This is a genomic window from Pseudarthrobacter sp. J47, assembly GCF_049810315.1.
Lineage (GTDB): Bacteria > Actinomycetota > Actinomycetes > Actinomycetales > Micrococcaceae > Arthrobacter.
Map to the genome: position 1 here is coordinate 1 of NZ_CP187359.1, position 20,187 is coordinate 20,187.

A 20,187-nucleotide genomic window follows, 5' to 3' on the forward strand; every position below is an offset into this window, starting at 1 on the left:
GAGTTCGAGGACGGCGGCACCGAAGGCTACGACGTTGCAGTCTGGGGAGCCGACGCCGAGGCGTTGTGCGACCTCGCTGAGCGTTGCGGGAACGTGCGCGTGAACGTCGCGGGCGAAGAGCTGCTGGACACCTACACGAACGACGAGGGCAACACCCGCACCGTTCGCAAGGTGCTCGATGCAGAGGTGACCGTGAGCCTTCGCGGCCAGACCGTCACCGTCGAGCGCCGGAACTAGACCGCCGAGATAGTGGGCTGCCAAGGTGCAGCCCACTATCTGCCCCCAATAGGGGTATTAGTACCATTAGACCTGAAAGAAGGGCACCATGATTCTTGCGTATTGCAACCAGAAGGGCGGAGTGGGGAAGTCCACGACCGTCTACCACCACGCCCGCGCCGCGATCCTCGACGGACAGCGCGTGCTTGTGATCGACGCCGACCCGCAGGGCAACATCACCAGCGTTCTCACCGAAGACATGCAAGAGGGCGACGTCGGAGTGGCAGACGCGCTCAGTAGCCGCAGCGAAGACACGCTGGCTGACGTGCTCGTGCCCGGCATCTGGGAAGGCCTCACGGTCGCGCCGACCGTGGGCGACAACCTGGCCGACGTGCGAAACGAACTCGTTATCTCATCGGAGCCAGGCCGCGAATCGCGGCTGCGCGCGCAGCTCGCCGCGATCCAGGCCGAATATGACCTGGTGCTCATCGACTGTGGCCCCGCTATCGACCCGCTGACGATCAGCGCGCTCACGGCAGCCGAGGCAGTCGTGATCGTCTCACAGTCGAAGCTGTGGAGCGTCAACGGCCTCGCGAAGCTCATGACCACCGTGGGCCAGGTGCGCGAGCACTATAACCCGCAGCTCACGGTCGCCGGTCTGGTGCTCAACGCGCACGAGGCGCACACGCTCGCGGGAGGCTACTGGGCTGACGAGCTGACGGCGGCCGCCGAGGCCGCACAGCTCCCGATTCTTACCCCACCCGTGCCGAAGCGGCAGGCAATCGCAGATGCTACCGAGACGGCCCGCGGATTGGACGAAGGTGACGCGCAGGCGCGCGACCTCGCCGCGATCTACGCCGCACACATCGACCAGCTTATGAAGGGAACTGCTCATGTCTAAGAAACCCGAACGCCGACGCTCACAACTCGGCAGCATGTCGCCCGTAGCGCCGACGAGCGGCCGCGTTGAGACGGCACAGCCGGCCCCTGAGAGAACAGCACCCGCAGCGCCCGCTGCGCCAAAGCGCACCGTGACGGCCGCCAGCTCGAAGCCTGGCACCCGCACGAAGATGGGCTATTACGCGGCCCCGGAGGATAGCGAACGCATCCGGGCAGCGTTCATCGCAGCGAGGAACGCAGGGCGGCCGTATCGGTCACTCTCCGACTTCCAGCTTGAAGCAATTCTCGAGAAGGTAGTGCAGCTCGAAACCGAGCTGAACGGCGGCCGACCGTTCGAGGGCGCACCCGCGCACAGCCTGTCACCCGGCCGCCCGATGGAGTAGGGAGTAACCACAATGGCAATCAACGAGGAACAGCGGCAGCTCGAAATCGCCGCCGAGGCCGAAGAGCTGGCGCGTACGCTCGCGCACTCAACCCGCGATGTACCGCACCCGCGCGACTCATACCGGCTGCTCGGTGAGCTGGGCGCGACTATCGACCACCTGGCGCAGGTGATTGACCAGCTCGGCAAGTGGCACAGCCGCACCGAGGACGGCACGCACTACACCCCGGGGCAGCGGCAGTTCGAGGACGTGGCAGAGTTCCGCAAGTATTACCTCGGCAAGGGGATCGTCGGCGAGGGGGAGATTGACGCCTACATCGCCGGCATGATCGAGCAGGCCGCGCTGCACTCCTACCGGAATCGCAAAAACGCTGCTGGGATCGCTGCGGTGCGCGGAATCACACTCGCCGCCCACGACGACTCGACACGCGAGCAGGTGGAAGAGTCGGCGGCGTTCGGTGTGAAGATCGCGGAGTTCCCGACGACCGTCGCGGCAGCCGAAGCGTCCCTGGAACACGGCATGCTCACGGTCATGGGCGCCCCCAACATCGTTCGCGGCGGGAGCCAGTCCGGCAATGTCGCGGCAGCGGAACTGCTGAAACGCGGGCTGCTGCACATCCTCTCGTCCGACTACGTTCCGTTCAGTCCGCTGCAGGCAGTGTTCAAGCTCGTAGCGGCCGGCTCGATCACGCTCTCCCAGGGCGCGATGCTCTTCAGTGGAAACGCTGCAGCAGCCATCGGCCTCGACGACCGAGGGCGCATCGAGGCCGGCACCCGCGCCGACGTCATCCGCGTTCGAGACCACCGCTTCGACGGTGGAGCGTCCGTGCCGGTCGTGCGCAGTGTCTATCGCGAAGGTGTACGCGTCGCATGACCGGGGCCGACATGATCGCTGGCACGTTCGTCGCCATCATCGGTGCGAGCGGTTCAGGCAAAGACTCGCTGATCGCCCGAGCTCGTGCGCGCGCACGCGCAGACCTCGTCTATCCCCGCCGTTGCATCACCCGCCCACCGGGCGCTGGTGAGGACCACCTTCCGCTGTCTGACACGGACTTCGATGTGCTCTCGGCGCGAGGGCAGTTCGCGGTCGAGTGGGCAGCGCACGGACTGCGCTACGGGCTCACCACGGAGATCGACGAGCACCTGAGCGCCGGACGCTCAGTGGTGGTGAACGTATCGCGCTCCGTCCTCGGGGCCTTGAAGAAAAGATACAGATCGCTCGTAGTCATCCGGATAACCGTGAGCGATGAGGTGAGAGCCTCTCGGCTTCGCGAGCGCGGGAGAGAAGCGGGAGATGACATCGAGCAACGCCTTCGACGCGCCGACCCTGCCCCGCACTGGGCGGAAGACGCCGTCATCGAGAACCACGGCACCATCACGGAGGGCGGAGATCTCCTTGCCCTCACGATTGAGTGTCTCGTGGAAGGGCCGGCGGCGGAGCACCTGGGTGGGGACCTTGCCGCCGGCCACGGAAACCCCCTGCCGCCACAAGGGATCGTGCACGGCGGAGCCGTCATCACCGACAGCGTGATCGGCAGGTACACCGAGGTCGGAGAGGGGTCGCGCGTATCAGCGAGCGAACTGGGTGACTACAGCTACTGCGACCGCTACGCCGATCTCGCGAACACGACTGTCGGTCGCTTCTCGAACATCGCGAGCTTCGTGAGGGTGGGTGCGGTCGACCACCCGCTCGACCGTGCGTCTTTGCACCATTTCCTCTACCGGAGCAGTAAGTATTGGGGCGACGCTGATGATGATGACGAAGTTTTCTCGGCCCGCGCCGCGCGTCGGACCGTGATCGGCAACGACACGTGGATCGGCCACGGAGCTCAGATCAAGCCTGGGGTCATCGTCGGCGACGGGGCAGTCGTCGCGGCAGGTGCTGTCGTGACCAAGGACGTGCCTCCCTACGCCATCGTTGCAGGCGTACCCGCGACCGTAATTCGCCGTCGACAGCCTGACGACATCGCGGAACGCCTCATCGCGCTGGCGTGGTGGGACTGGGATCACGACAAGATCCGGGAGAACTTGGGTGCCTTCCGTCATGCGAACGTCAGCCAGTTCCTCGCCGCCCACGGCGTCTGACTCCCGTCACGCGCAGACTCGTCTCAAGGAGCTTTCTCCCTATTGGTCGGGTCGAGTCCAACTCCGGTTCGAGCTAGAGGCCGAGGGTCTTGACGTGCTGAACGATTGAACGTGGAGACATCGCCACGTACTTGTACAGGCAGGCGATAACGATCGTTTTCGGCAGCCTCGTCGACGTCGACGACCAGATGTGTCATTGTCCGAAGTCGTCGGCACAGCTGGCCCTAGTAATCCGGGCATTGTGCTGGGGACTGTGGACAACGCCCGATCTGTACTGGTGTGCACAAACCGACACTTTGCGGTCGAGTGCTAATCGGTGAGTGCTCTTGACCGGCGGTAGAAGGTTGCGCGGGACATTCCGAGGTCGCGGGCGACCTGTGCTGTTGGCTGGCCGCTTTGTACGAGGTGGAGGGCGTTGCGGATCTGGCTGTCCGTGACTCGCTGTCGGCGTCCGCCGAGATCCTTGCCGGCGATGCGTCGTTTGCTGATCGAGTCAACGATGCGCTCGCGCTTGATTTGGTGTTCCATCTGCGCGAGTGCTGCCATGACGGTGAACAGCATCGACCCCATCGGCGTGGACGTGTCGACGTCGCCGCCTCCCAGGTTCAGCACGCGCAATCCTGCGCCTCGAGCGTGGAGCTCGTCTGCGAAGGCGAGCATGTTCTGTGTCGATCGGCCCAACCGATCCAGTGTGGTGATGACGAGGGTGTCGCCGGTTTCGATTGCTTCGATCGCGCGATCGAATTGGGGGCGAGATGCGCGGGCACCGGAGACTCCGTGATCGGTGTACAGATCATCTCGGCGGACGCCCGCAGCCAGAAGGTCCACTTCTTGGCGATCCGCCGACTGCTGGCGGGTGGACACTCGTGCGTAGCCGATCAGCTTTGCCATTTCAGGGTTCTCCAGGTGTCTCGCAACTATGGGTGTGTACTCGTATCTTGTCAATCACTTGTGAGACATAGTTGTGAGAATCGCCGAGCCTGGGAAACTCGCGAACCATGTCAGTGTCCGAAGTCCTCAACACTCAGGCAGATGAGACGTCTCGTATCCCTAGGGTTATGAGACATCGGCCGTGGCGCACATCGGGCGCGCGGCATCTTCGCCATGGGGTAACCGCGTTCTTAGCGGCGACAAGCGGGTCACGCTATGCTCTTTCCATGCGTTTCGCCGTTTCGTCCTGGTGGTGGCTGCACAAGCAGCCGTAACGCACACGCGCGGGCTGCACGGCAGCCCGCGAAATTCGCGGTACTAACGTCCGTGTAGCTCCCTGAGTATCGGAGCAGACATGGACTCATTCACCGCCACCGCCGAACGCATGCCGGAGTTGCGCGCCTCAATCTCGGCGCACCCCGAGCATTATCGGGTCCTTACGGGCGAACGACCCACTGGACAGCTTCATCTCGGTCACTACTTCGGGACAATCAGAGAACGAGTGCGGCTGCAGATCGCCGGAGTTGAGACTTTCGTCATCCTGGCTGACTATCAGGTCATCACCGATCGAGAGTCTGCGGGCAACGTTCGTGAGAATGTCTACGGAGCGGTCCTTGATTATTTAGCAGCGGGCCTGGATTCACAATCGACAACGATCTTCACTCACTCAGCGGTACCGGCGCTCAATCAGCTTCTGCTCCCGTTTCTGAGCCTGGTCACGGAGGCCGAGTTGCATCGCAACCCGACGGTCAAGGCTGAGCTTTCAGCCTCAGGCCGCGCGCTGAGTGGGCTACTTCTCACCTACCCGGTCCACCAGGCTGCGGACATCCTTTTCTGCAAGGGCAACCTCGTGCCAGTAGGGAAAGACAACCTTCCGCATGTCGAGGTCACGCGAACGATCGCGCGCCGATTCAACGAACGATATGGCGAGGTCTTCCCAGAGCCAGTCGCGCTCATCACCGATGTGCCCGAGCTGCCGGGACTCGACGGCCGCAAGATGTCCAAAAGCTACGGCAATGCGATCGCACTAGGTATGACGGCGGACGAAACAGCAACAGTAATCAAACGTGCCCGCACCGATTCTGAACGCACCATTGCCTACGATCCCGAGAACCGGCCCGAGGTTGCTGGCCTTCTCTCAACAGCGGCGATCGTGCTCAGCCGAACTCCGGAGGACATCGCCGCCGAGATCGGAAGTGCTGGTGCGGGCGCGTTGAAGGAGTTCACGATCGAGGCGGTGAACGAGTTCTTGCGGGAACACCGAGCACGCCGCGCTGCCCTCACGTACGCCGACGCTGCAACGGCGCTCCGCGAGGGCAACGCCCGTGCCCAATCGATCGCACAGAGCACTCTCGACGAGGTACGAGCGGTGATGGGGATGCTGTACTGAACCGGCCGCGCCTCGAATCTGCTCGCCGTCCTCGGTGAGTCCCCGACCGGGCGCATGTGTCTCGTAACCTCCCTGTCGCATAACCCATGGGTTTCGCGAACCGGTTAGATGGTCGGTTCCACTGCCCCTACGCGCATGGGGTGTGTTACCGCCGCCGCATGGAGACGACACCTGAGGCGTCTAGGCAAGCGCGGTTGGTGTCAAAGGGGTCCGCGCTGGCCGTTGCGGCACTCTTGGCACCACTCCCAGTCTTCATATTTCTGGTGAAGTGGAGCGTTTAGTGCTGGGGCATACCGGACGGATGGATCATCCTGGTTAGCTTCATCTGCCTTCCGCTGTACATCAGCTATGTAGCTTTCGTCGCGCTGAGGATGCGCAAGTGGTCCGACGATAGCGACGTAGATCGCGTCTGGTGGATGGACGGTATGCCCTGTTCGAGCGCCTCCGCCACCCCGCTCCAGACGAACCGGGGTACGTGAAGCTACCGTCAGCTGGCGGGCGGGCAAGACGAGAGGACGCTCCCCGGGGACTAGTCGAGTCAGTGCGGCCGGTGAGATATCTCTAGATTCATGGGTTTCGCGAGCTTGTTTCCAGTGCAACGCGCAGGGGTACTGGCACTGCTTTCGATCCAGAGACGCCTCAGAGTCGCAAGCCCGCCGCGATCACGTCATCGATCCCGCGATGACGGAACGACTCCCATACCTGGATGCCATCCTGTGCCTCGACGGGTTGGGAGCCCCGTACGGCGATCACGCGGAGACCCGCGCCTCGCGCGCTCTGCACCCCAACGGTGGAGTCTTCTATTGCCACGGATTGCGAGCCAGAGACGCGTAAGTTGCGGAGAGCTGTCCGGTAGGCCTCTGGGTCGGGTTTTGGACGGGTGACCATATCTGCCGTCGTTACGTCGGCGAAGTATGGGTGAGGTAGCTGTTCGAGGACGGTGGCTGCGGTGCGCGAGGGGGACATCGTGACGAGTCCTTGGCAAACGCCCGCACGCTGCAGGGTCTCCAGCAGGTCGAGCGCCCCCGGGCGCCACAAGACTCCGTCGCGACGATTGAGATCCTCCATTCGTTCCGCCAGCAGTTTCACGACCACACGGCGTTCACTACGAGCTCCACGCTCACGGAGGAGATCCGCAAGACCAGGAATGGAGATGCCCGAGATCTCTGCCGGTTCAGGATCCCAGGGATGCGCTCCAAGCTCGCGCGAGAGCTGGGCGCACGCGTGCGCCCAGCTCGCCTCGCTGTCGATGAGCGTGCCATCGAGATCCCACAGGACGGCGCCGCCCCTACTCGGCATGAGCACCGTCGCGTGGCAATCGGGCACCCGTCTCGGCGTCGAACAGCAGAATGTCCGATGCGTTGAAGCCAATCGATACGGACTCGCCGCGATGAACCGAGACGCCGCGATCCGTGCGAACCGCGGCGGGGACGCCATCCACCGTGATTTCAAGGACCTGCGTCTCCCCCTCGAAGATCACTGTATGGACGAGGCCGGTCGCTCGGTAATCTGCGGCCTCTCGGAGGCGAAGACGCTCCGGCCGCCGGATGACGCGTCCGATCAGCCCTCTCGATTCTCCACCACCGTATCCGCGGTCGTGGTCGTCGCCGCGTCCGTATCCCCGGTCGTGGTCGTCGCCGCGTCCGTATCCCCGGTCGTGATTGTCGCCGCGTCCGTATCCGCGGTCGTGATTGTCGCCGCGTCTATGACCGCGGTTGCCTCCGCCGTGTCCCATGTCGTCTCCCGTTCCTTGGCGCGAAGCCAGAGGCAACGCGCTCTCTCGATACCTGAGTCAGATGAAGACTCGCCCCATTTGATCACTCTTAGCTGAGTGTGGTCGATTTGGTAGGCGTAGAACGCTTCCTCGAACGGGGTGGGTGAGTTGGCGGCCGTCCGCGACGCGTTACCGACAGCCAGATCCGGAACGCTATCCGTCTAGTCGAAGGTGGTGAGCCTGCAGCTCAAGTCGCCCAAGACCTGGGGATGTCTCGAGCGAGGTTCTACCAGAGATCTCGCGTCCTCGAGGATTAAGTCGCCTGCGACACCGAGCGATCACAGAACACCGCCACTTACCGGTCAACTCCACATCTCATGACTCGTGTCGGCGATCTATGTAAAGCAGGCGGCGTTCGCGATACGCTGAGGCATGGCCACGATCGGTTACGCCCGCGTCTCGACCCGAGACCAGAATCCGGACGGCCAGACCGATGCCCTCGAAGCTGCGGGGTGCGACAAGATCTTCGTCGAACACGCATCTGGCACCCTGGCGAAGAGGCCGGCGCTGACGGATGCCCTCGGGTATCTGCGCGAGGGTGACTCGCTCGTGGTGACGAAGCTTGACCGGCTCGGCCGGTCTGTGCGAAACCTCAAACAGGTCGCGGACGAGCTGCAGCAGCGTGGGGTCGGGTTGAAGGCCCTGTCGCAGGGCATCGACACCACCACTCCGGGTGGCCGTCTGTTCTTCCACATGCTCGCCGCGATCGCGGAGTTCGAGCACGACCTCATCGTGGAGCGCACCCACGACGGCCTCGCGGCCGCCCGCGCACGCGGGCGGAAGGGTGGCCCCAAGTTCAAGATGACGCCAACGAAGATCCGGCAGGCCCGGGCGATGTACGACGAGGGCGGCCACACCGTCCAAGAGATTGCCGACACGTTCGGGGTGTCCCGGCCCACGATCTATCGGCACTTGGCCGAGCACGTCGAGCGGGCCTGACGAGGCATCGTGGCGCACCTCAGCGACCGGCAGAAGGCCGAGCTTGTGCGCCAACACCAGGACGGTGTGCCATGGACGCGTCTTGCGGAGCACTCCGGCGTTGCGGTGCGGACTCTGCAACGATGGGCAGCTCGGATCGAGACGGGACGGCTGGCGAGAGCACCTCGCCGCGATAAGGGGTCGACGCGCACTGCCGCCGAACTGGTAACCGCAATCGAGGCGCTTGCTGTGCGTCGGCCCGCGCCGACGATCTCGTATATCCACCGTCGCATCGGTGACATTGCTCGGGATCGCGGATTGTCGGCACCGGGATACACCACGGTCCGCGAGATCGTTCGCGCGCTCGACCCGGGTCTCACGGCCCTCGCTCACGGCGGGGACGCCGCATACCGGGACCGGTTCGAACTGGTCTACCGCCGCACGACGTCTGCCCCGAATGAGCAGTGGCAGATGGATCACACCCTGCTCGATGTGATGATCCTCAACGATCGACAGCAACCCGTCCGACCCTGGCTCACGATCGTGCTCGACGACTACTCACGCGCGGTCGCCGGCTACACGGTCGGGGTCTCAGCACCCACCGCCGAGCATTCCGCGCTGGCATTCCATCAGGCGGTTGCTCGGAAACGGAACTCAAAGTGGGTGGTGGCGGGGCTCCCGGACGTCCTCTATAGCGATCATGGGTCCGATTTCACCTCGACCAGGATCGAACACGTCTGCCTCGACCTCCACGTGCGCTTGATTCACTCCCGGGTCGGCGTTCCGCAGGGGCGCGGCAAGATCGAACGGTTCTACCGAACGATCACGACCGAGCTGCTGCCGCACCTGCCCGGCTTTATCCCGCACGGCACTGGTGGGGCACCCGTCAGCGAACCCAGCCTGACCTTTCACCAACTCGATGACGTGCTCGAGCGATTCATCGTCAACGAGTACAACGAACGAACGCATTCAGCGACCGGCGAGGCCCCGCACGCACGCTGGCGGAGTGAGAGCTTCATCCCTCGAATGCCCGCCCACCCGGAAGACATCGATTCCCTCCTGCTGACTGCGGCCACAACCCGACGTGTACAACGCGACGGGATCCGCTTCGCATCGACCCGATACATCTCACCGGTCCTCGCCGCATACGTCGGCGAAGACGTCACGGTGCGGTACGACCCCCGCGACCTCGGCGAGGTGCGAGTGTTCCACGACAACACGTTCTTGTGTCGCGCGATCGCACCCGAACGCTCCTCCCAGACCGTGTCCTTCACCGATCTGCAGGCGGCGAGGAACCAGCAACGCCGTGCCCTGAAACAGCAGCTCCGCGAGCTCACCGCTCACGCCGGCTCAATACCTGAAGACACCCGCCACAGCCCCGAAGCTGCGCCGGCAACGGAGAGAGCCCCCGACCGCGCAGCGCCACCCCCGGCCCGACACGGACTGAGAACCTATGCCAACGACTGAGCCAGACAACAGCAAACCCATCTCCGTCCTCTTCGAACCAGGCGACGACGGGCGCCGGTTCCTCAGCGGCCACTTCGACGAATTCAGAGAAGCACCACCGCCCCACGCAGACACGCGGCCAGCGTTCGTGACCACGCGGGAGCACCGCCGGTTCAAGGAGTTCGCAGACACAGTCCGCTCCCACCGCTACATCGGCCTCTGCTACGGACCCCCCGGGATCGGCAAGACGCTCTCCGCCCGCCACTACGCCGGCACCGACGAATGGGAACAATGGCACCCACTTTCCCGCAGCGGCGGTGCCCTGCCGCCCGTGCCCGAAGCGGTCCAGCAAAGCAGAACGGCCTTCTTCACACCTACCGTCGCCGCGACCATCAAGCAGATCGACCAAGGCCTGCCTCGAGCCTGCCAACACATCTCCTGGGCCATCGACTATGCCCAGCACGGCCACGTCGACCCCTACGTTCACGCCGAATCCCAGCACAGCGGGAACACCGAACTGCTCATCATCGATGAAGCTGACCGGCTCAAAACCGCCGGACTCGAACAAGTCCGCGACTTCTACGACCGCCACCGAATGGGCGTCATCCTCATCGGTATGCCCGGCATCGAGAAACGCCTCGCCCGCTACCCCCAGCTCTACAGCCGCATCGGGTTCGCCCACGAATACCGGCCCCTCCGCAGCGACGAACTTACCGCCGTCGTCGCACAGCGTCTCCCGGACCCCAACCCGGATGACTCCGGTCTCGCGCACACGGCAGCTCTGGCCGCGATCGTCCGAGCGACCAACGGAAACTTCCGGCTGGCCGACCGGCTCGTCACCCAGGTCAACCGCATCCTCACCATCAACAAGCACACCCACCTCACCCCCGAAGCCGTCGACGCCGCCCAGGAAGCCCTGCTCATCGGACGCTAAACGGCGCCGAAACCACGACACCTACCGCCGCGATTCACAGCCGACGTCGACACGCCGACGATTCCCGTCCCGAAACCCAGACCCGAAACCCGTTCAGACCGAAACCGCATCTAGACCGTTTTCGGGATACACGGTAGAATAGATCGAGAGCCCGCGAGAGGGGAGCCCACCATGCAGACGTTCGACGTCGAGGACCGTTGGCCCGAGCTGTTCGTGCAGCTCGACGACGTGCAGCGCAACTCCGTCCGTCAGTCCCTCGCCGCCGGCTGGCACGAGGGCTTCAACCCCACCCGCGAGGACGTGGAGAACCTGACCGACTACGCGCGCGGTGCGATTGATTTCGACGAGTACATCCGTCGAGCCGACGCGACCGCGCTGCGCACGGTCGGCGCCGTCGCCGCACGCTGACGTGGTGGATCGGTTCGACACCTGGGAGTCGTATTTCTACCCGGAGACGATCGACCCGCTGACCGGCAACGGCACGCTGCGCAACCTTCTCGACGAGCGGCATCCCGCCGAGCTGGCACGACGAGAGTACGTGCGAACGAACGTGCGCGCGCAACAGATCGAGGGTGGCGCCGTGGCGATCGCCAAGACCTACGACGGCTCCCACCTACGAGCGATCCACCGCCACCTGTTCCAGGACGTCTACGCCTGGGCGGGGGAGTACCGCACGGTCAACATGTCGAAGGGCGTCGGCCGAGGCTTCGGTGACGTCAAGACGGGCGAGGTCGACCGCTACCTGTCGGACGTGCACCAGCTCGTCTCCTCGACCGACTGGCGCCGCCTCGACCGAGGCGACTTCATCGCTCACAGCTCGACGGTGTTCGCCTACGTGAACCAGGCCCACCCGTTCCGGGAGGGCAACGGGCGCACGTCGAAGCTGTTCATGCAGCACGTCGCGGAGCAGAGCCGCTTCGCGTTCGACTACGCCCGCGTCACGCCGGAAGTGTGGAACCAGGGATCGGCGCTCAGCGGGCCGGACCTGTACTCGTACGCTCCCGATCCGCGGTCGCTCGTGCCTGTGTTCGACGCGATCACCGTCGACCGCCGGCAGGGGCAGACGGGCGGGCTCGACGACCCGACACGCGGCCGCTCGGCGCTGCGCGCGAGCTACCCGCAGGCCGCCACGGACGCGACACGGAGCACGCCGCCTGCCGGCGGCATCCAGGGCCGGGGGAGTGCGCCCTACACGCCGGGCGCTCGGTACGGCAACGACCTCGGGGAGGGCCGATGAGCAACGTCGTCGGCTATGCACGGGTGTCTCGTCATGACCAGAACCCGGCAGCTCAGGAGGCCGAGCTGCGCGCGGCCGGCGCCGGCCGCGTGTTCGTCGACCACGGCGAGTCCAGCCGCGTCAAGGACCGGCCGCAGTGGCTCGCGTGCCTGGACTACCTGCGCCCCGGCGACACGCTCATGGTGCGCCGGCTCGACCGTCTCGCCGGCAGCGAGAAGATGGCCATCGAGACGATCACCGACCTGCACGAGCGGGGCGTGAACATCAAGAGCCTCACCGAGCCGGATATCGACACGACGACCCCGATGGGCCGTGCCCTGTTCGGGATGGCTCTGTTGCAAAGATTGGCGGCAGTCAGAGGTAGGCTGTCGCTCTGCGCCGATCAGGCGGCTGCTGCGAAATGGTGGTTGAGCATGCCCATGGCCTCCGTCAGCGCCGAGGGCCCAATGCCAAAAGCTCTCTCCACAAGGCGCACCTCGCCCCTGATGCCGGGCTGCAGGCACCAGGGGCGAGCCTGTCCTTTGCGCAGGGCTCGCATGACTTCGAATCCCTTGATCGTGGCATAGGCCGTGGGGATCGATTTGAAACCGCGCACCGGCTTGATCAGTATCTTGAGCTTTCCGTGATCGGCCTCGATCACGTTATTGAGATACTTCACCTGCCGGTGGGCCGTCTCCCGGTCCAGCTTTCCTTCGCGCTTCAATTCGGTGATCGCTGCACCATAGCTCGGCGCTTTGTCGGTATTGAGCGTGGCAGGCTTTTCCCAGTGCTTCAGGCCTCGCAGGGCTTGCCCAGGAACCGCTTCGCTGCCTTGGCGCTGCGGGTCGGCGACAGGTAGAAATCGATCGTGTCGCCCCGCTTGTCGACTGCCCGGTACAGGTAGGTCCACTTGCCCCGCACCTTGACGTAGGTTTCATCCAGGCGCCAGCTCGGATCAAAGCCACGCCGCCAGAACCAGCGCAGCCGCTTCTCCATCTCCGGGGCGTAGCACTGGACCCAGCGATAGATCGTCGTATGGTCGACCGAAATGCCGCGTTCCGCCAGCATTTCCTCAAGGTCGCGATAGCTGATCGGATAGCGACAATACCAGCGCACCGCCCACAGGATCACATCACCCTGGAAATGGCGCCACTTGAAATCCGTCATCGTTCCGTCCGTCCAATCTCCGCCAAGCATGCTCAAGCTTCACGATTTTTGCAACAGAGCCAACATCAGCACCGTCGTCAACGGCTTCACCAGCCTCGCACGCGAGGTCGCCACAATCCCCCACGACCCCCAGATGGTCGAAGGCTGGCTAAACGTCGCGGCGCTGCGCCCCGCAACTCAGCGCGCATGGCTCGGTGCGGCGGCCGCCGTTGCACGCGGCCTGTAGCCCCACCAGCACTGAGGGCCGGTAACGCTAACGCGCTACCGGCCCTCAGTCTTTGTAGGAACCCCTGCCGCCGGCTGCGCGATCGCCATGAGGGTTTCTACAAAGAACAGCGACTACCGACGACACGCCAAGCAATCAACGTGTCTTTGGTGGCGCTACTTCTACATCTACCTGTAGTGTGGTGGCATGACCGTTAGGCGAGCACCACGAGGATCACGCATCGCGCCCGTGCGCGCAGCGTGGTCAATCGAGCTGCACCGCAAAGAGCGCTTCGACCAGATCGCGCGCAACTCCGGTGTGACTTCAAGTGTGTTCCTCGAACTGGTAATCGACCACTTGGAAACGGAGCTGAGCGACCGCGGCGTGCCGAACTGGATGCCTCAGCCTGAACCAAACGAAGGGGAGTTACCCATTGACACCGCATAAATGAGCGATACCCCAGCTCGGGGAGCTGGGGTATCGGAGAAGTCATTACCTGAGCCGTATGAAGTTTGGCGACCGAATCGGATCAGGTGGAGCAAAAGCCCGGAGGTTTTCGCGTGCCTACCAGGAGGTGCCCTAGGAGGTGACACCATCATAGCAACAGACCGCAAGATATGCGCGACCCAACTTTCAGTTGCCGACGCATGGGCGATCACCGCAGCGATCAGCCCCCGCCCTACCGTGCGCGTCGCAGCCGTCAACGAGGACGGCAGCACGCTCAACAGCTACCCGCCGCAGCACATCACGCCGGTTACCGCGGCCGCGCCTGAGCGGCCCTGGGCGATCTACCTCACTGACCGCGAGCACGCCTACCGGCTGCTCTGCTTCGACCTGGACGGAAAGACGCCCGAGGCGGCCGAGGCCGCCGAGCAAGACACGGCCGCGCTCGCGCGGCTCCTCATCGACGCGGGCCTTGCCCCCGTCGTCTGCCAGTCTGGCCCGCAGGGCGGCCGTCATATCTGGATCGCGCTACGCGAGGGAGTCGCGGCCGAGCTGGTGCACCGGCTCGCACGGCTCGCCAAGGTGCTGCACACAACGCTCGACCTCTCCCCCATCATGAACCCCGCGGCCGGATGCGTGCGCCCACCAGGTGCACCACACCGCCACGGCGGCAGCTCGACCGTCATCGACGGCAATCTGGACTCGCTCACGCGCCCCAGTGGCACCACGGCAGCCGTAGCGGCCGCCGTTGAGCGCCTGGCCCAGCTCGTCAATGATCGGGCCGCTACGGAGCGCACAGACACGTTCTCGGCCGACACAGCCCAGGACGACCGCAAACACCCCCACATTCCCGGCACCAAACGCCCCCTAGCGGCCGCAGCGGCCGCAGCGCTGCGCACCAACGCCGCCGCCGACGACGCTAGCGCCGTGCTCTGGCGCGTGCTGACCGGCGCGGCCGCCGCACACTGGCACTACAGCGACGTAGCCCGCGTGCTCGACACAGCCCCCGGCCTGGAACACGCACGCACCCGCAACGAAGACGGCCGCCGCATCGCACGTCGGCCTGACGAACGCGCGCGCGTGCTGCGCCGCCAATGGGATCGCGCCGTTGCCTACATCGCCAGCGGCCGCCGCATCGTCGGCCGCGATGAGACGTTCGACACACGCGCCGACGCTATCGCCGCGCATGTACTCGCCGTACAGAGCCGCGCAGACGCCGCCCCCGGCAGATGGAACCGCGGAGGCGGCCCCGCTGACCGTCGCGTGCTCGATGCGCTGAGCATCCTTGCCCTGCAAGCCCTCAGCGCCGATCTGGAGGCCGATACCCGACGCCTGGCACTCATGGCAGGCATCGGCCGTGAAACGGCGCGCACAGCGCTACTGCGCCTCGCAGAAGACGATTGGATCATTCGCACCAACGAGGCCGAAGGCCGCAGCGCCGCACACTGGAAAATCGGCCCTCACGTCGTTATCCACAGCAACCCAGTAGATGCCCGGTCACAAGTCGCCCACCGCCCCCCCGGCAGCGGCGCAGCCGCACGAAACGCGCTGCTGCTCGAACTCACAAACCGGCTGGACGACGCAGCACATGACCTCTTCACTCTCGGAGCATTAGGGCTGCACGCTGGGAACGTCTATGCACGCTGCACTCACGATCCTCTCTCACTCGGAGAACTCGCCCAGCTCACCGGATCAGACGCAGCTCACACGGTACAGACACTTACCCGACTCATCGAAGCCGACGTGCTGCTGCTCAGCCGTGACGGCTGGCACAAGCCCGCCGCCGACCGCCGCGATGCAGCGGCCGACGCCCGCGGCGTCACTGGACGCCTGGCAGCTCGCGCCGAGCGCTACGCTGTCGAGCGCGAACTGTGGGCCTGGTGGTGCGCCGAGCTGGACTGGATGAACACGCCCCGAGCTGAACGCCCGAAGCGCCCCGCACCAGGTCAACTCGTGCTCGTGCCTGACCTTGGCCCAGCCCCTCGCCCGATTCATCCCCGCACCGCCAACGGCCGCGCCGACTACCGCGCCGCCCGCTGCATCATCACCGGCACTACTCCGCCAGCTCGGCCGCGACCCGTGCCCGTATCCGACGCCGAACGCATCATCATGGATGTACTCGGCGCAAAGCCGATTGGTACAGTGCCGTTCCCCCGTTCCCACGACGAGACGCAACCAGACCCCCTCGAAGGCAAAGCGCAGCGCAGCGGAGCGCGGCAGCCCTATCGTGAGCGAACCGACCGCACGACGACCGTTCGCTTTGTCGGATGACGCACAGGCCGCCACCTGACGGAGCAGGCGGCAGCATGTGGACACCGACGCAGAGCCTCACCTGCCCACAATGTGCACAGCCCAGCTATCGCGGGGCTGGCCTGCACACAGTGTGGACAGCCAAGCAGTAACACGAGGGTCGCACCGCGACCCAGACAAAGCAGTGCAGCTCGAAGAGCTGCACCATAGTGACGGCCGCAAGCGGCCGCAGTGCTTGAACGCTTCGCGTTTTTTACCTTGAAGCCTGGCGGCATTCTACGTTCGCTCAACCTGCGCGCAAGTGCTTTCGCGGCATATCCTCGCTCGCTGCGCTCACTCCGGTATTCCACGGTCACTTGCACTCCGGCGTCGCTCTCTGCGAAAGGCGTAAACGCCTTCAAGGCAAAAAAACGTGAGGGAGAGAGAACATGGCCACCACCTACATCTGCAAGAGCTGCGCCGGACTGGCACCCGTTGGAATCGGCTACGCGGCCGAGGGCACCGACACCGAGGCGCAGCAGTGCGCCGAGCGGATCGCGTGCGAGTGTGGCCAGAGCCGAACCGCGAACGCTTGGGCCGTGCTCAACTGCCCATGCACCCGCATTCTTGGCCTGTACTCGACCGAGGAAGCAGCGACGGCCGCCGCCGAATGGTTCGGCTCGTGCAGCTTCGCCTACCGGCTGGACGACGCCGAGCGCGACCGGCTCATCGCCGCCTAAATAGACCTATAAGCCCTATAAGACCTAACGAAAGGTAAAACCATGAAGCCCACCCGAGTTATCCCGTTCGACACCGCACACATCGCCGGAGCTGACGAGTTCCACCGCTCGACCGCTGAACAGTTCCGCCAGGCAATCGGCCCCGGCGTGTTCATGTCGCTTGGTGCAAGCCAGCTCGCAGCAGTGCCCGGCCGCTACGACCGCGGCGGCCTACTGTTCACCGCCCGCATCCTTCCATTCACGCGAACCGGCGACCGCTACGCGGCCGCTCGCAACATGGCCGTGCTCGTGAGCACCACCCCGCTCGATGAAATCGAAATCGAGGTGCGCGAGTACGCCCGCGGCATCGAGCACGCGAAGATCGAAGGCGTCTACATCGACCAGCTCGCCCGCGTCCTGCTCGCCCTGGACTACGACGGCACCGAGGCACTGAACCCCCGCTACTGGCAGCAATAGACCTATAAGGGCCATTAGAGCCAGTCGCAGCCCGCCGCCAGCTCGGCGGCGGGCGAGGGGCAGCCGCCCCTCGCGCTCCCCCACCTACATCGACGGCCGCAAGCGGCCGACCATACCGGAACGCTGCGCGTTCTTTTGCCGTGAAGCCTGCGGCAGTCTACGCTCGCTCCACCTTCGCGCAACCCCTTTCGCGGCATATCCTCGCTCGCTGCGCTCACTCCGGTATTCCACGGTGGGTTGCACTCCGGCTGCGCTCACTACGAAGGCGTAAACGCCTTCACGGCAAAAAAACGAGAGGGAGAGAGACACCATGCAGAGCATCAGCACCATCACGACCATCGTTCCCATCGTGGACGACACCGAGATTCCGCGGCAGCTTCGCAAGCTCGCAGAGCGCGACGAAGACCTGATGAGCTACGCGCGCAGCGGCTACAGGCTCGCAAACACCGTGGCGATCACCGGCCCCGAGTTCGTGACGTTCGTGGACACGCTGACCCGCGACCCCGAAACCATCAACTAATAGACCTATAAGACCTAAAGGAGATAAAACCATGAGCATCAAAGTTCCTGAGATTGGCACCCGCGTTATGGGCCTGCTCAACCTGGGCGGCCGGGGCACCTGCCTTAGCTTCGCTACCGTCACCGGCCACCGCCGCGAGGAAGGATCGCGAACTGTCATCGCTATCGAGGTCGAGCACGACGGCGGCGAGCTGGGCAGCTACCGCATGAACACCTACCCGGACTTCTGGGAGCTGGTCACAGATCACCAGGTGAGCGGAGCCGACGTGCAGCCGGTACGCGGCGAAGGGTGGCAAGCCCGCTTCGGCCGCTCCCCCGTTCGAGCTACGCACGCCGAGGCGGTCGAAGACGCCCGCCAATGGTGGGCAGCGAAAGCCGAATCGAAAAAGGCCTAGACACCATTAGACCTATTAGGTACAATAGACCTATAAACCCCATAACCCCCAAACTTGGAAGGTTGACCCCATGACCATCACCGCCGAGCACCTGACCATCACTCTCGAAGACGGCCGCGAGCTGATCGGCCGAACCCCCGTCGAGCTGGCGCACAAGTGGGCCGAGGCCGAGCACGGCGAAGAGTGGCAGCAGCTCAGCGCCGCAAAGCAGAGCATCGAAATCACCGCTGCGCTCGATGCGCTCAACAGGGCAGCGCAGGAGTACAGCGAATGAGTGCCCGCCGCCCGCGGCCGTTCGGCCGCGGGCACCAGGCGGCAGCGCCGGGGCGCTGCACCGGCCGCATCCGCGACCGGGGCCGCCGACAGAGGGCGGCCATGTGTCGGCCGCTGCGCGGCCGCCCATCTTTCAAATCGTATTTTGCCGTGAAGCCTGCGGCATTCTACGTTCGCTCCACCTACACGCAAGTGCTTTCGCGGCATATCCTCGCGTCTCTCGCTGGCGCTCGGCCGCTCCGGTATTCCACGGTCACTTGCCCTCCGGCTGCGCTCGCTACGAAGGCACATGGTGCCTTCACGGCAAAAAAACGTGAGGGGAGTGTCAGAGGGAACCGAGGCACTGGGCAGGAAAGGAACCGATCATGAGCTTTACAGTCACCGTCTACAGCAAGCCGAGCTGCGTGCAGTGCACCGCGACCTATCGGGCGCTCGATAACAAGGGCATCAACTACCAGGTGATCGACGTGAGCGCCGACGCCGAGGCCGCCGAGTACGTCAAGGGGCTGGGCTACATGCAGGCACCCGTCGTCGTCACCGATGACGAGCACTGGTCAGGCTTTCGACCCGACAAGATCGAAGCGCTCTCGCAGCGACTCACTGACACCGCGGAATAGACCCATAAGACCCATAAGGGGGAAATATCATGCTGACCAAAGAAGAGCGCGCCGCGTGGATCGCGCAGCGAGAGGCCGAGCACCAGAAGATCAAAGACCGCATCCGTGCAGCCGGGATCAAGTACCCGCTGGGCTGGGATGAAATGGGATCGAGCGAGAAAGATATGTGGGAAGACCGCATGATCCGCTCTATCGACCGGCTCGAAGGGAAGAGCAAGTGAGGGCGGCCGCGCTGCGCACGATCCTTGCAGGCGTGCTCGCACTCGCTAGCGCCACCGGCCTACAGAGCTGCACCGAGACGAGCGCAGCCGACGCCGAGCTGCTGCCCGCCGAGAGTGCGCAAGTGATCGCCGTAGTAGACGGCGACACCATCGACGTGCAGACGGCCGGGGGAGAGGCGCGCGTGCGCCTCATCGGCCTCGATACACCCGAAATCAACCGAGACGGCGGGCAGGACGACTGCTACGCGCAAGAGGCCCGCGACGAGCTGAACGCAATGGTCTACGGGCAGGCGGTCGAGCTACGCGCCGATCCTACTCAGGATGACACCGACCGCTATGGGCGACTGCTGCGCCATGTCTACATCGACGGGCAGAGCGCAGCCGTCATGCTGCTCGAAGCAGGAGCCGCGCACGAGTACACCTACGATGCGCCCTACATCGGCCAGGCCGAGCACCGCGACGCAGAGCGCGCAGCGCAGGCCGACGCGCTGGGAATGTGGGGGAGCTGCACCGGATAATCTGCCGAAACCATAGACACGACTAGACCTATTAGGTACAATAGACCTATAAACCCCATAACCCCGAAACCGAACCGAGAGGAAAGATCATGACCACCTTCATCAGCTTCACCGGGAACCTGGCCAAGGCACCCGAGCTGCGCACCGACAAGAACGGCCGCCCCTACACCTTCGCTCGCGTCATCCGCACGGATCGCGTGAACAAGGGAGGC

Annotated in this window: 24 protein-coding genes and 4 pseudogenes; 24 read left to right on the top strand and 4 right to left on the bottom strand. The window is 64.6% G+C overall.

Translation table 11 applies throughout. The features are described 5' to 3' along the window. The 5 genes and pseudogenes from ACPJW8_RS18090 to phnN all read left to right on the top strand — a co-directional run. Positions 1-237, top strand: a pseudogene (locus tag ACPJW8_RS18090) (single-stranded DNA-binding protein); the annotation flags it as partial. Positions 238-325: 88 nt separating this feature from the next. Then, positions 326-1,117: a ParA family protein gene (locus tag ACPJW8_RS18095; RefSeq protein WP_196971805.1), complete on the top strand. Its 792-nt coding sequence runs from the start codon at positions 326-328 to the stop codon at positions 1,115-1,117. Between the two features lie 130 nt (positions 1,118-1,247). Beyond that, positions 1,248-1,499, top strand: a complete 252-nt coding sequence (locus ACPJW8_RS18100; RefSeq protein ID WP_425256492.1) for a hypothetical protein — start codon at positions 1,248-1,250, stop codon at positions 1,497-1,499. A gap of 12 nt (positions 1,500-1,511) precedes the next feature. Beyond that, positions 1,512-2,372, top strand: coding sequence for a hypothetical protein (locus tag ACPJW8_RS18105; protein WP_330194024.1), 861 nt, complete (start codon positions 1,512-1,514; stop codon positions 2,370-2,372). Continuing rightward, positions 2,369-3,583 carry a phosphonate metabolism protein/1,5-bisphosphokinase (PRPP-forming) PhnN gene (gene phnN, locus ACPJW8_RS18110; protein WP_329864283.1) on the top strand — a complete coding sequence of 405 codons (1,215 nt, stop codon included), beginning with the start codon at positions 2,369-2,371 and terminating at the stop codon, positions 3,581-3,583. Before ACPJW8_RS18105 ends, phnN begins: the two co-directional genes overlap by 4 nt. A 309-nt stretch (positions 3,584-3,892) precedes the next feature. Here phnN and ACPJW8_RS18115 read toward each other — a convergent pair whose 3' ends face one another. Beyond that, positions 3,893-4,474 carry a recombinase family protein gene (locus ACPJW8_RS18115; RefSeq protein WP_330194025.1) on the bottom strand — a complete coding sequence of 194 codons (582 nt, stop codon included), beginning with the start codon at positions 4,472-4,474 and terminating at the stop codon, positions 3,893-3,895. Positions 4,475-4,868: 394 nt separating this feature from the next. Between ACPJW8_RS18115 and trpS the strand changes: the two genes are divergently transcribed. Beyond that, positions 4,869-5,903 carry a tryptophan--tRNA ligase gene (trpS, locus tag ACPJW8_RS18120; RefSeq protein WP_330194026.1) on the top strand — a complete coding sequence of 345 codons (1,035 nt, stop codon included), beginning with the start codon at positions 4,869-4,871 and terminating at the stop codon, positions 5,901-5,903. Positions 5,904-6,542: 639 nt separating this feature from the next. On the opposite strand, the gene ACPJW8_RS18125 is transcribed toward trpS, so the two are convergent. Both ACPJW8_RS18125 and ACPJW8_RS18130 read right to left on the bottom strand, forming a co-directional pair. Beyond that, positions 6,543-7,202, bottom strand: a complete 660-nt coding sequence (locus tag ACPJW8_RS18125; protein WP_329864036.1) for an HAD family hydrolase — start codon at positions 7,200-7,202, stop codon at positions 6,543-6,545. Further along, positions 7,192-7,638 carry a TOBE domain-containing protein gene (locus tag ACPJW8_RS18130; protein ID WP_425256493.1) on the bottom strand — a complete coding sequence of 149 codons (447 nt, stop codon included), beginning with the start codon at positions 7,636-7,638 and terminating at the stop codon, positions 7,192-7,194. The genes ACPJW8_RS18125 and ACPJW8_RS18130 overlap by 11 nt, the downstream gene beginning before the upstream one ends. 164 nt (positions 7,639-7,802) lie before the next feature. Between ACPJW8_RS18130 and ACPJW8_RS18135 the strand changes: the two are divergent. From ACPJW8_RS18135 to ACPJW8_RS18165, 7 genes and pseudogenes are all read left to right on the top strand, one after another. Next, positions 7,803-7,934, top strand: a pseudogene (locus ACPJW8_RS18135) (recombinase family protein); the annotation flags it as partial. Positions 7,935-8,049: 115 nt separating this feature from the next. Next, complete coding sequence (locus ACPJW8_RS18140; protein WP_045264163.1) at positions 8,050-8,616, top strand: recombinase family protein; 567 nt, start codon at positions 8,050-8,052, stop codon at positions 8,614-8,616. Between the two features lie 9 nt (positions 8,617-8,625). Further along, the gene (locus ACPJW8_RS18145; protein ID WP_425256494.1) at positions 8,626-10,062 is read left to right on the top strand and encodes a Mu transposase C-terminal domain-containing protein; all 1,437 of its coding nucleotides are present in this window, start codon (positions 8,626-8,628) and stop codon (positions 10,060-10,062) included. Further along, positions 10,049-10,975 carry an AAA family ATPase gene (locus ACPJW8_RS18150; RefSeq protein ID WP_330194441.1) on the top strand — a complete coding sequence of 309 codons (927 nt, stop codon included), beginning with the start codon at positions 10,049-10,051 and terminating at the stop codon, positions 10,973-10,975. Before ACPJW8_RS18145 ends, ACPJW8_RS18150 begins: the two co-directional genes overlap by 14 nt. A 171-nt stretch (positions 10,976-11,146) precedes the next feature. Further along, positions 11,147-11,383: an antitoxin VbhA family protein gene (locus tag ACPJW8_RS18155; RefSeq protein WP_045246244.1), complete on the top strand. Its 237-nt coding sequence runs from the start codon at positions 11,147-11,149 to the stop codon at positions 11,381-11,383. Between the two features lie 4 nt (positions 11,384-11,387). Continuing rightward, positions 11,388-12,212, top strand: coding sequence for a Fic/DOC family protein (locus tag ACPJW8_RS18160; RefSeq protein ID WP_045246259.1), 825 nt, complete (start codon positions 11,388-11,390; stop codon positions 12,210-12,212). Then, positions 12,209-12,541 (top strand): annotated as a pseudogene (locus tag ACPJW8_RS18165) (recombinase family protein); the annotation flags it as partial. The gene ACPJW8_RS18160 and the pseudogene ACPJW8_RS18165, both read left to right, overlap by 4 nt. 53 nt (positions 12,542-12,594) lie before the next feature. Here ACPJW8_RS18165 and ACPJW8_RS18170 read toward each other — a convergent pair. After that, positions 12,595-13,358 (bottom strand): annotated as a pseudogene (locus ACPJW8_RS18170) (IS6-like element IS6100 family transposase). 28 nt (positions 13,359-13,386) lie between these two features. Between ACPJW8_RS18170 and ACPJW8_RS18175 the strand changes: the two are divergent. The 11 genes from ACPJW8_RS18175 (at position 13,387) to ACPJW8_RS18225 (ending at position 19,975) form a co-directional block, all read left to right on the top strand. Next, a complete protein-coding gene (locus ACPJW8_RS18175) occupies positions 13,387-13,584 on the top strand; it encodes a hypothetical protein (protein ID WP_182784970.1) in 198 nt (65 codons plus the stop codon). Positions 13,585-13,770: 186 nt separating this feature from the next. Next, positions 13,771-14,010 (top strand): hypothetical protein, encoded by a 240-nt coding sequence (locus ACPJW8_RS18180; RefSeq protein WP_330194013.1) that lies wholly within the window; start codon positions 13,771-13,773, stop codon positions 14,008-14,010. Between the two features lie 237 nt (positions 14,011-14,247). Further along, positions 14,248-16,278: a hypothetical protein gene (locus ACPJW8_RS18185; protein ID WP_330194014.1), complete on the top strand. Its 2,031-nt coding sequence runs from the start codon at positions 14,248-14,250 to the stop codon at positions 16,276-16,278. 407 nt (positions 16,279-16,685) lie between these two features. Further along, complete coding sequence (locus ACPJW8_RS18190) at positions 16,686-16,976, top strand: hypothetical protein (RefSeq protein WP_330194015.1); 291 nt, start codon at positions 16,686-16,688, stop codon at positions 16,974-16,976. Between the two features lie 42 nt (positions 16,977-17,018). After that, positions 17,019-17,432: a hypothetical protein gene (locus ACPJW8_RS18195; protein WP_086991050.1), complete on the top strand. Its 414-nt coding sequence runs from the start codon at positions 17,019-17,021 to the stop codon at positions 17,430-17,432. Between the two features lie 310 nt (positions 17,433-17,742). Continuing rightward, complete coding sequence (locus ACPJW8_RS18200; protein WP_330194016.1) at positions 17,743-17,952, top strand: hypothetical protein; 210 nt, start codon at positions 17,743-17,745, stop codon at positions 17,950-17,952. Between the two features lie 31 nt (positions 17,953-17,983). After that, positions 17,984-18,346, top strand: a complete 363-nt coding sequence (locus tag ACPJW8_RS18205) for a hypothetical protein (protein ID WP_330194017.1) — start codon at positions 17,984-17,986, stop codon at positions 18,344-18,346. A 70-nt stretch (positions 18,347-18,416) separates the two neighbouring features. Beyond that, positions 18,417-18,620, top strand: a complete 204-nt coding sequence (locus ACPJW8_RS18210) for a hypothetical protein (protein WP_330194018.1) — start codon at positions 18,417-18,419, stop codon at positions 18,618-18,620. Between the two features lie 364 nt (positions 18,621-18,984). Beyond that, complete coding sequence (gene nrdH / locus ACPJW8_RS18215; protein WP_330194019.1) at positions 18,985-19,236, top strand: glutaredoxin-like protein NrdH; 252 nt, start codon at positions 18,985-18,987, stop codon at positions 19,234-19,236. Positions 19,237-19,265: 29 nt separating this feature from the next. After that, the gene (locus tag ACPJW8_RS18220) at positions 19,266-19,457 is read left to right on the top strand and encodes a hypothetical protein (RefSeq protein ID WP_330194020.1); all 192 of its coding nucleotides are present in this window, start codon (positions 19,266-19,268) and stop codon (positions 19,455-19,457) included. Continuing rightward, positions 19,454-19,975: a thermonuclease family protein gene (locus tag ACPJW8_RS18225; protein WP_330194021.1), complete on the top strand. Its 522-nt coding sequence runs from the start codon at positions 19,454-19,456 to the stop codon at positions 19,973-19,975. The genes ACPJW8_RS18220 and ACPJW8_RS18225 overlap by 4 nt, the downstream gene beginning before the upstream one ends. The last annotated feature ends 212 nt before the right edge of the window (positions 19,976-20,187 follow it).

What these genes read in the sequence shown, in the direction of transcription:
- ACPJW8_RS18095 (WP_196971805.1), top strand. Translation starts at nt 326, where the DNA reads ATGATTCTTGCGTATTGCAACCAGAAGGGCGGAGTGGGGAAGTCCACG.
- ACPJW8_RS18105 (WP_330194024.1), top strand. Translation starts at nt 1,512, where the DNA reads ATGGCAATCAACGAGGAACAGCGGCAGCTCGAAATCGCCGCCGAGGCC.
- phnN (WP_329864283.1), top strand. Translation starts at nt 2,369, where the DNA reads ATGACCGGGGCCGACATGATCGCTGGCACGTTCGTCGCCATCATCGGT.
- ACPJW8_RS18115 (WP_330194025.1), bottom strand. Translation starts at nt 4,474, where the DNA reads ATGGCAAAGCTGATCGGCTACGCACGAGTGTCCACCCGCCAGCAGTCG.
- trpS (WP_330194026.1), top strand. Translation starts at nt 4,869, where the DNA reads ATGGACTCATTCACCGCCACCGCCGAACGCATGCCGGAGTTGCGCGCC.
- ACPJW8_RS18125 (WP_329864036.1), bottom strand. Translation starts at nt 7,202, where the DNA reads ATGCCGAGTAGGGGCGGCGCCGTCCTGTGGGATCTCGATGGCACGCTC.
- ACPJW8_RS18130 (WP_425256493.1), bottom strand. Translation starts at nt 7,638, where the DNA reads ATGGGACACGGCGGAGGCAACCGCGGTCATAGACGCGGCGACAATCAC.
- ACPJW8_RS18140 (WP_045264163.1), top strand. Translation starts at nt 8,050, where the DNA reads ATGGCCACGATCGGTTACGCCCGCGTCTCGACCCGAGACCAGAATCCG.
- ACPJW8_RS18150 (WP_330194441.1), top strand. Translation starts at nt 10,049, where the DNA reads ATGCCAACGACTGAGCCAGACAACAGCAAACCCATCTCCGTCCTCTTC.
- ACPJW8_RS18155 (WP_045246244.1), top strand. Translation starts at nt 11,147, where the DNA reads ATGCAGACGTTCGACGTCGAGGACCGTTGGCCCGAGCTGTTCGTGCAG.
- ACPJW8_RS18175 (WP_182784970.1), top strand. Translation starts at nt 13,387, where the DNA reads ATGCTCAAGCTTCACGATTTTTGCAACAGAGCCAACATCAGCACCGTC.
- ACPJW8_RS18180 (WP_330194013.1), top strand. Translation starts at nt 13,771, where the DNA reads ATGACCGTTAGGCGAGCACCACGAGGATCACGCATCGCGCCCGTGCGC.
- ACPJW8_RS18190 (WP_330194015.1), top strand. Translation starts at nt 16,686, where the DNA reads ATGGCCACCACCTACATCTGCAAGAGCTGCGCCGGACTGGCACCCGTT.
- ACPJW8_RS18195 (WP_086991050.1), top strand. Translation starts at nt 17,019, where the DNA reads ATGAAGCCCACCCGAGTTATCCCGTTCGACACCGCACACATCGCCGGA.
- ACPJW8_RS18200 (WP_330194016.1), top strand. Translation starts at nt 17,743, where the DNA reads ATGCAGAGCATCAGCACCATCACGACCATCGTTCCCATCGTGGACGAC.
- ACPJW8_RS18205 (WP_330194017.1), top strand. Translation starts at nt 17,984, where the DNA reads ATGAGCATCAAAGTTCCTGAGATTGGCACCCGCGTTATGGGCCTGCTC.
- ACPJW8_RS18210 (WP_330194018.1), top strand. Translation starts at nt 18,417, where the DNA reads ATGACCATCACCGCCGAGCACCTGACCATCACTCTCGAAGACGGCCGC.
- nrdH (WP_330194019.1), top strand. Translation starts at nt 18,985, where the DNA reads ATGAGCTTTACAGTCACCGTCTACAGCAAGCCGAGCTGCGTGCAGTGC.
- ACPJW8_RS18220 (WP_330194020.1), top strand. Translation starts at nt 19,266, where the DNA reads ATGCTGACCAAAGAAGAGCGCGCCGCGTGGATCGCGCAGCGAGAGGCC.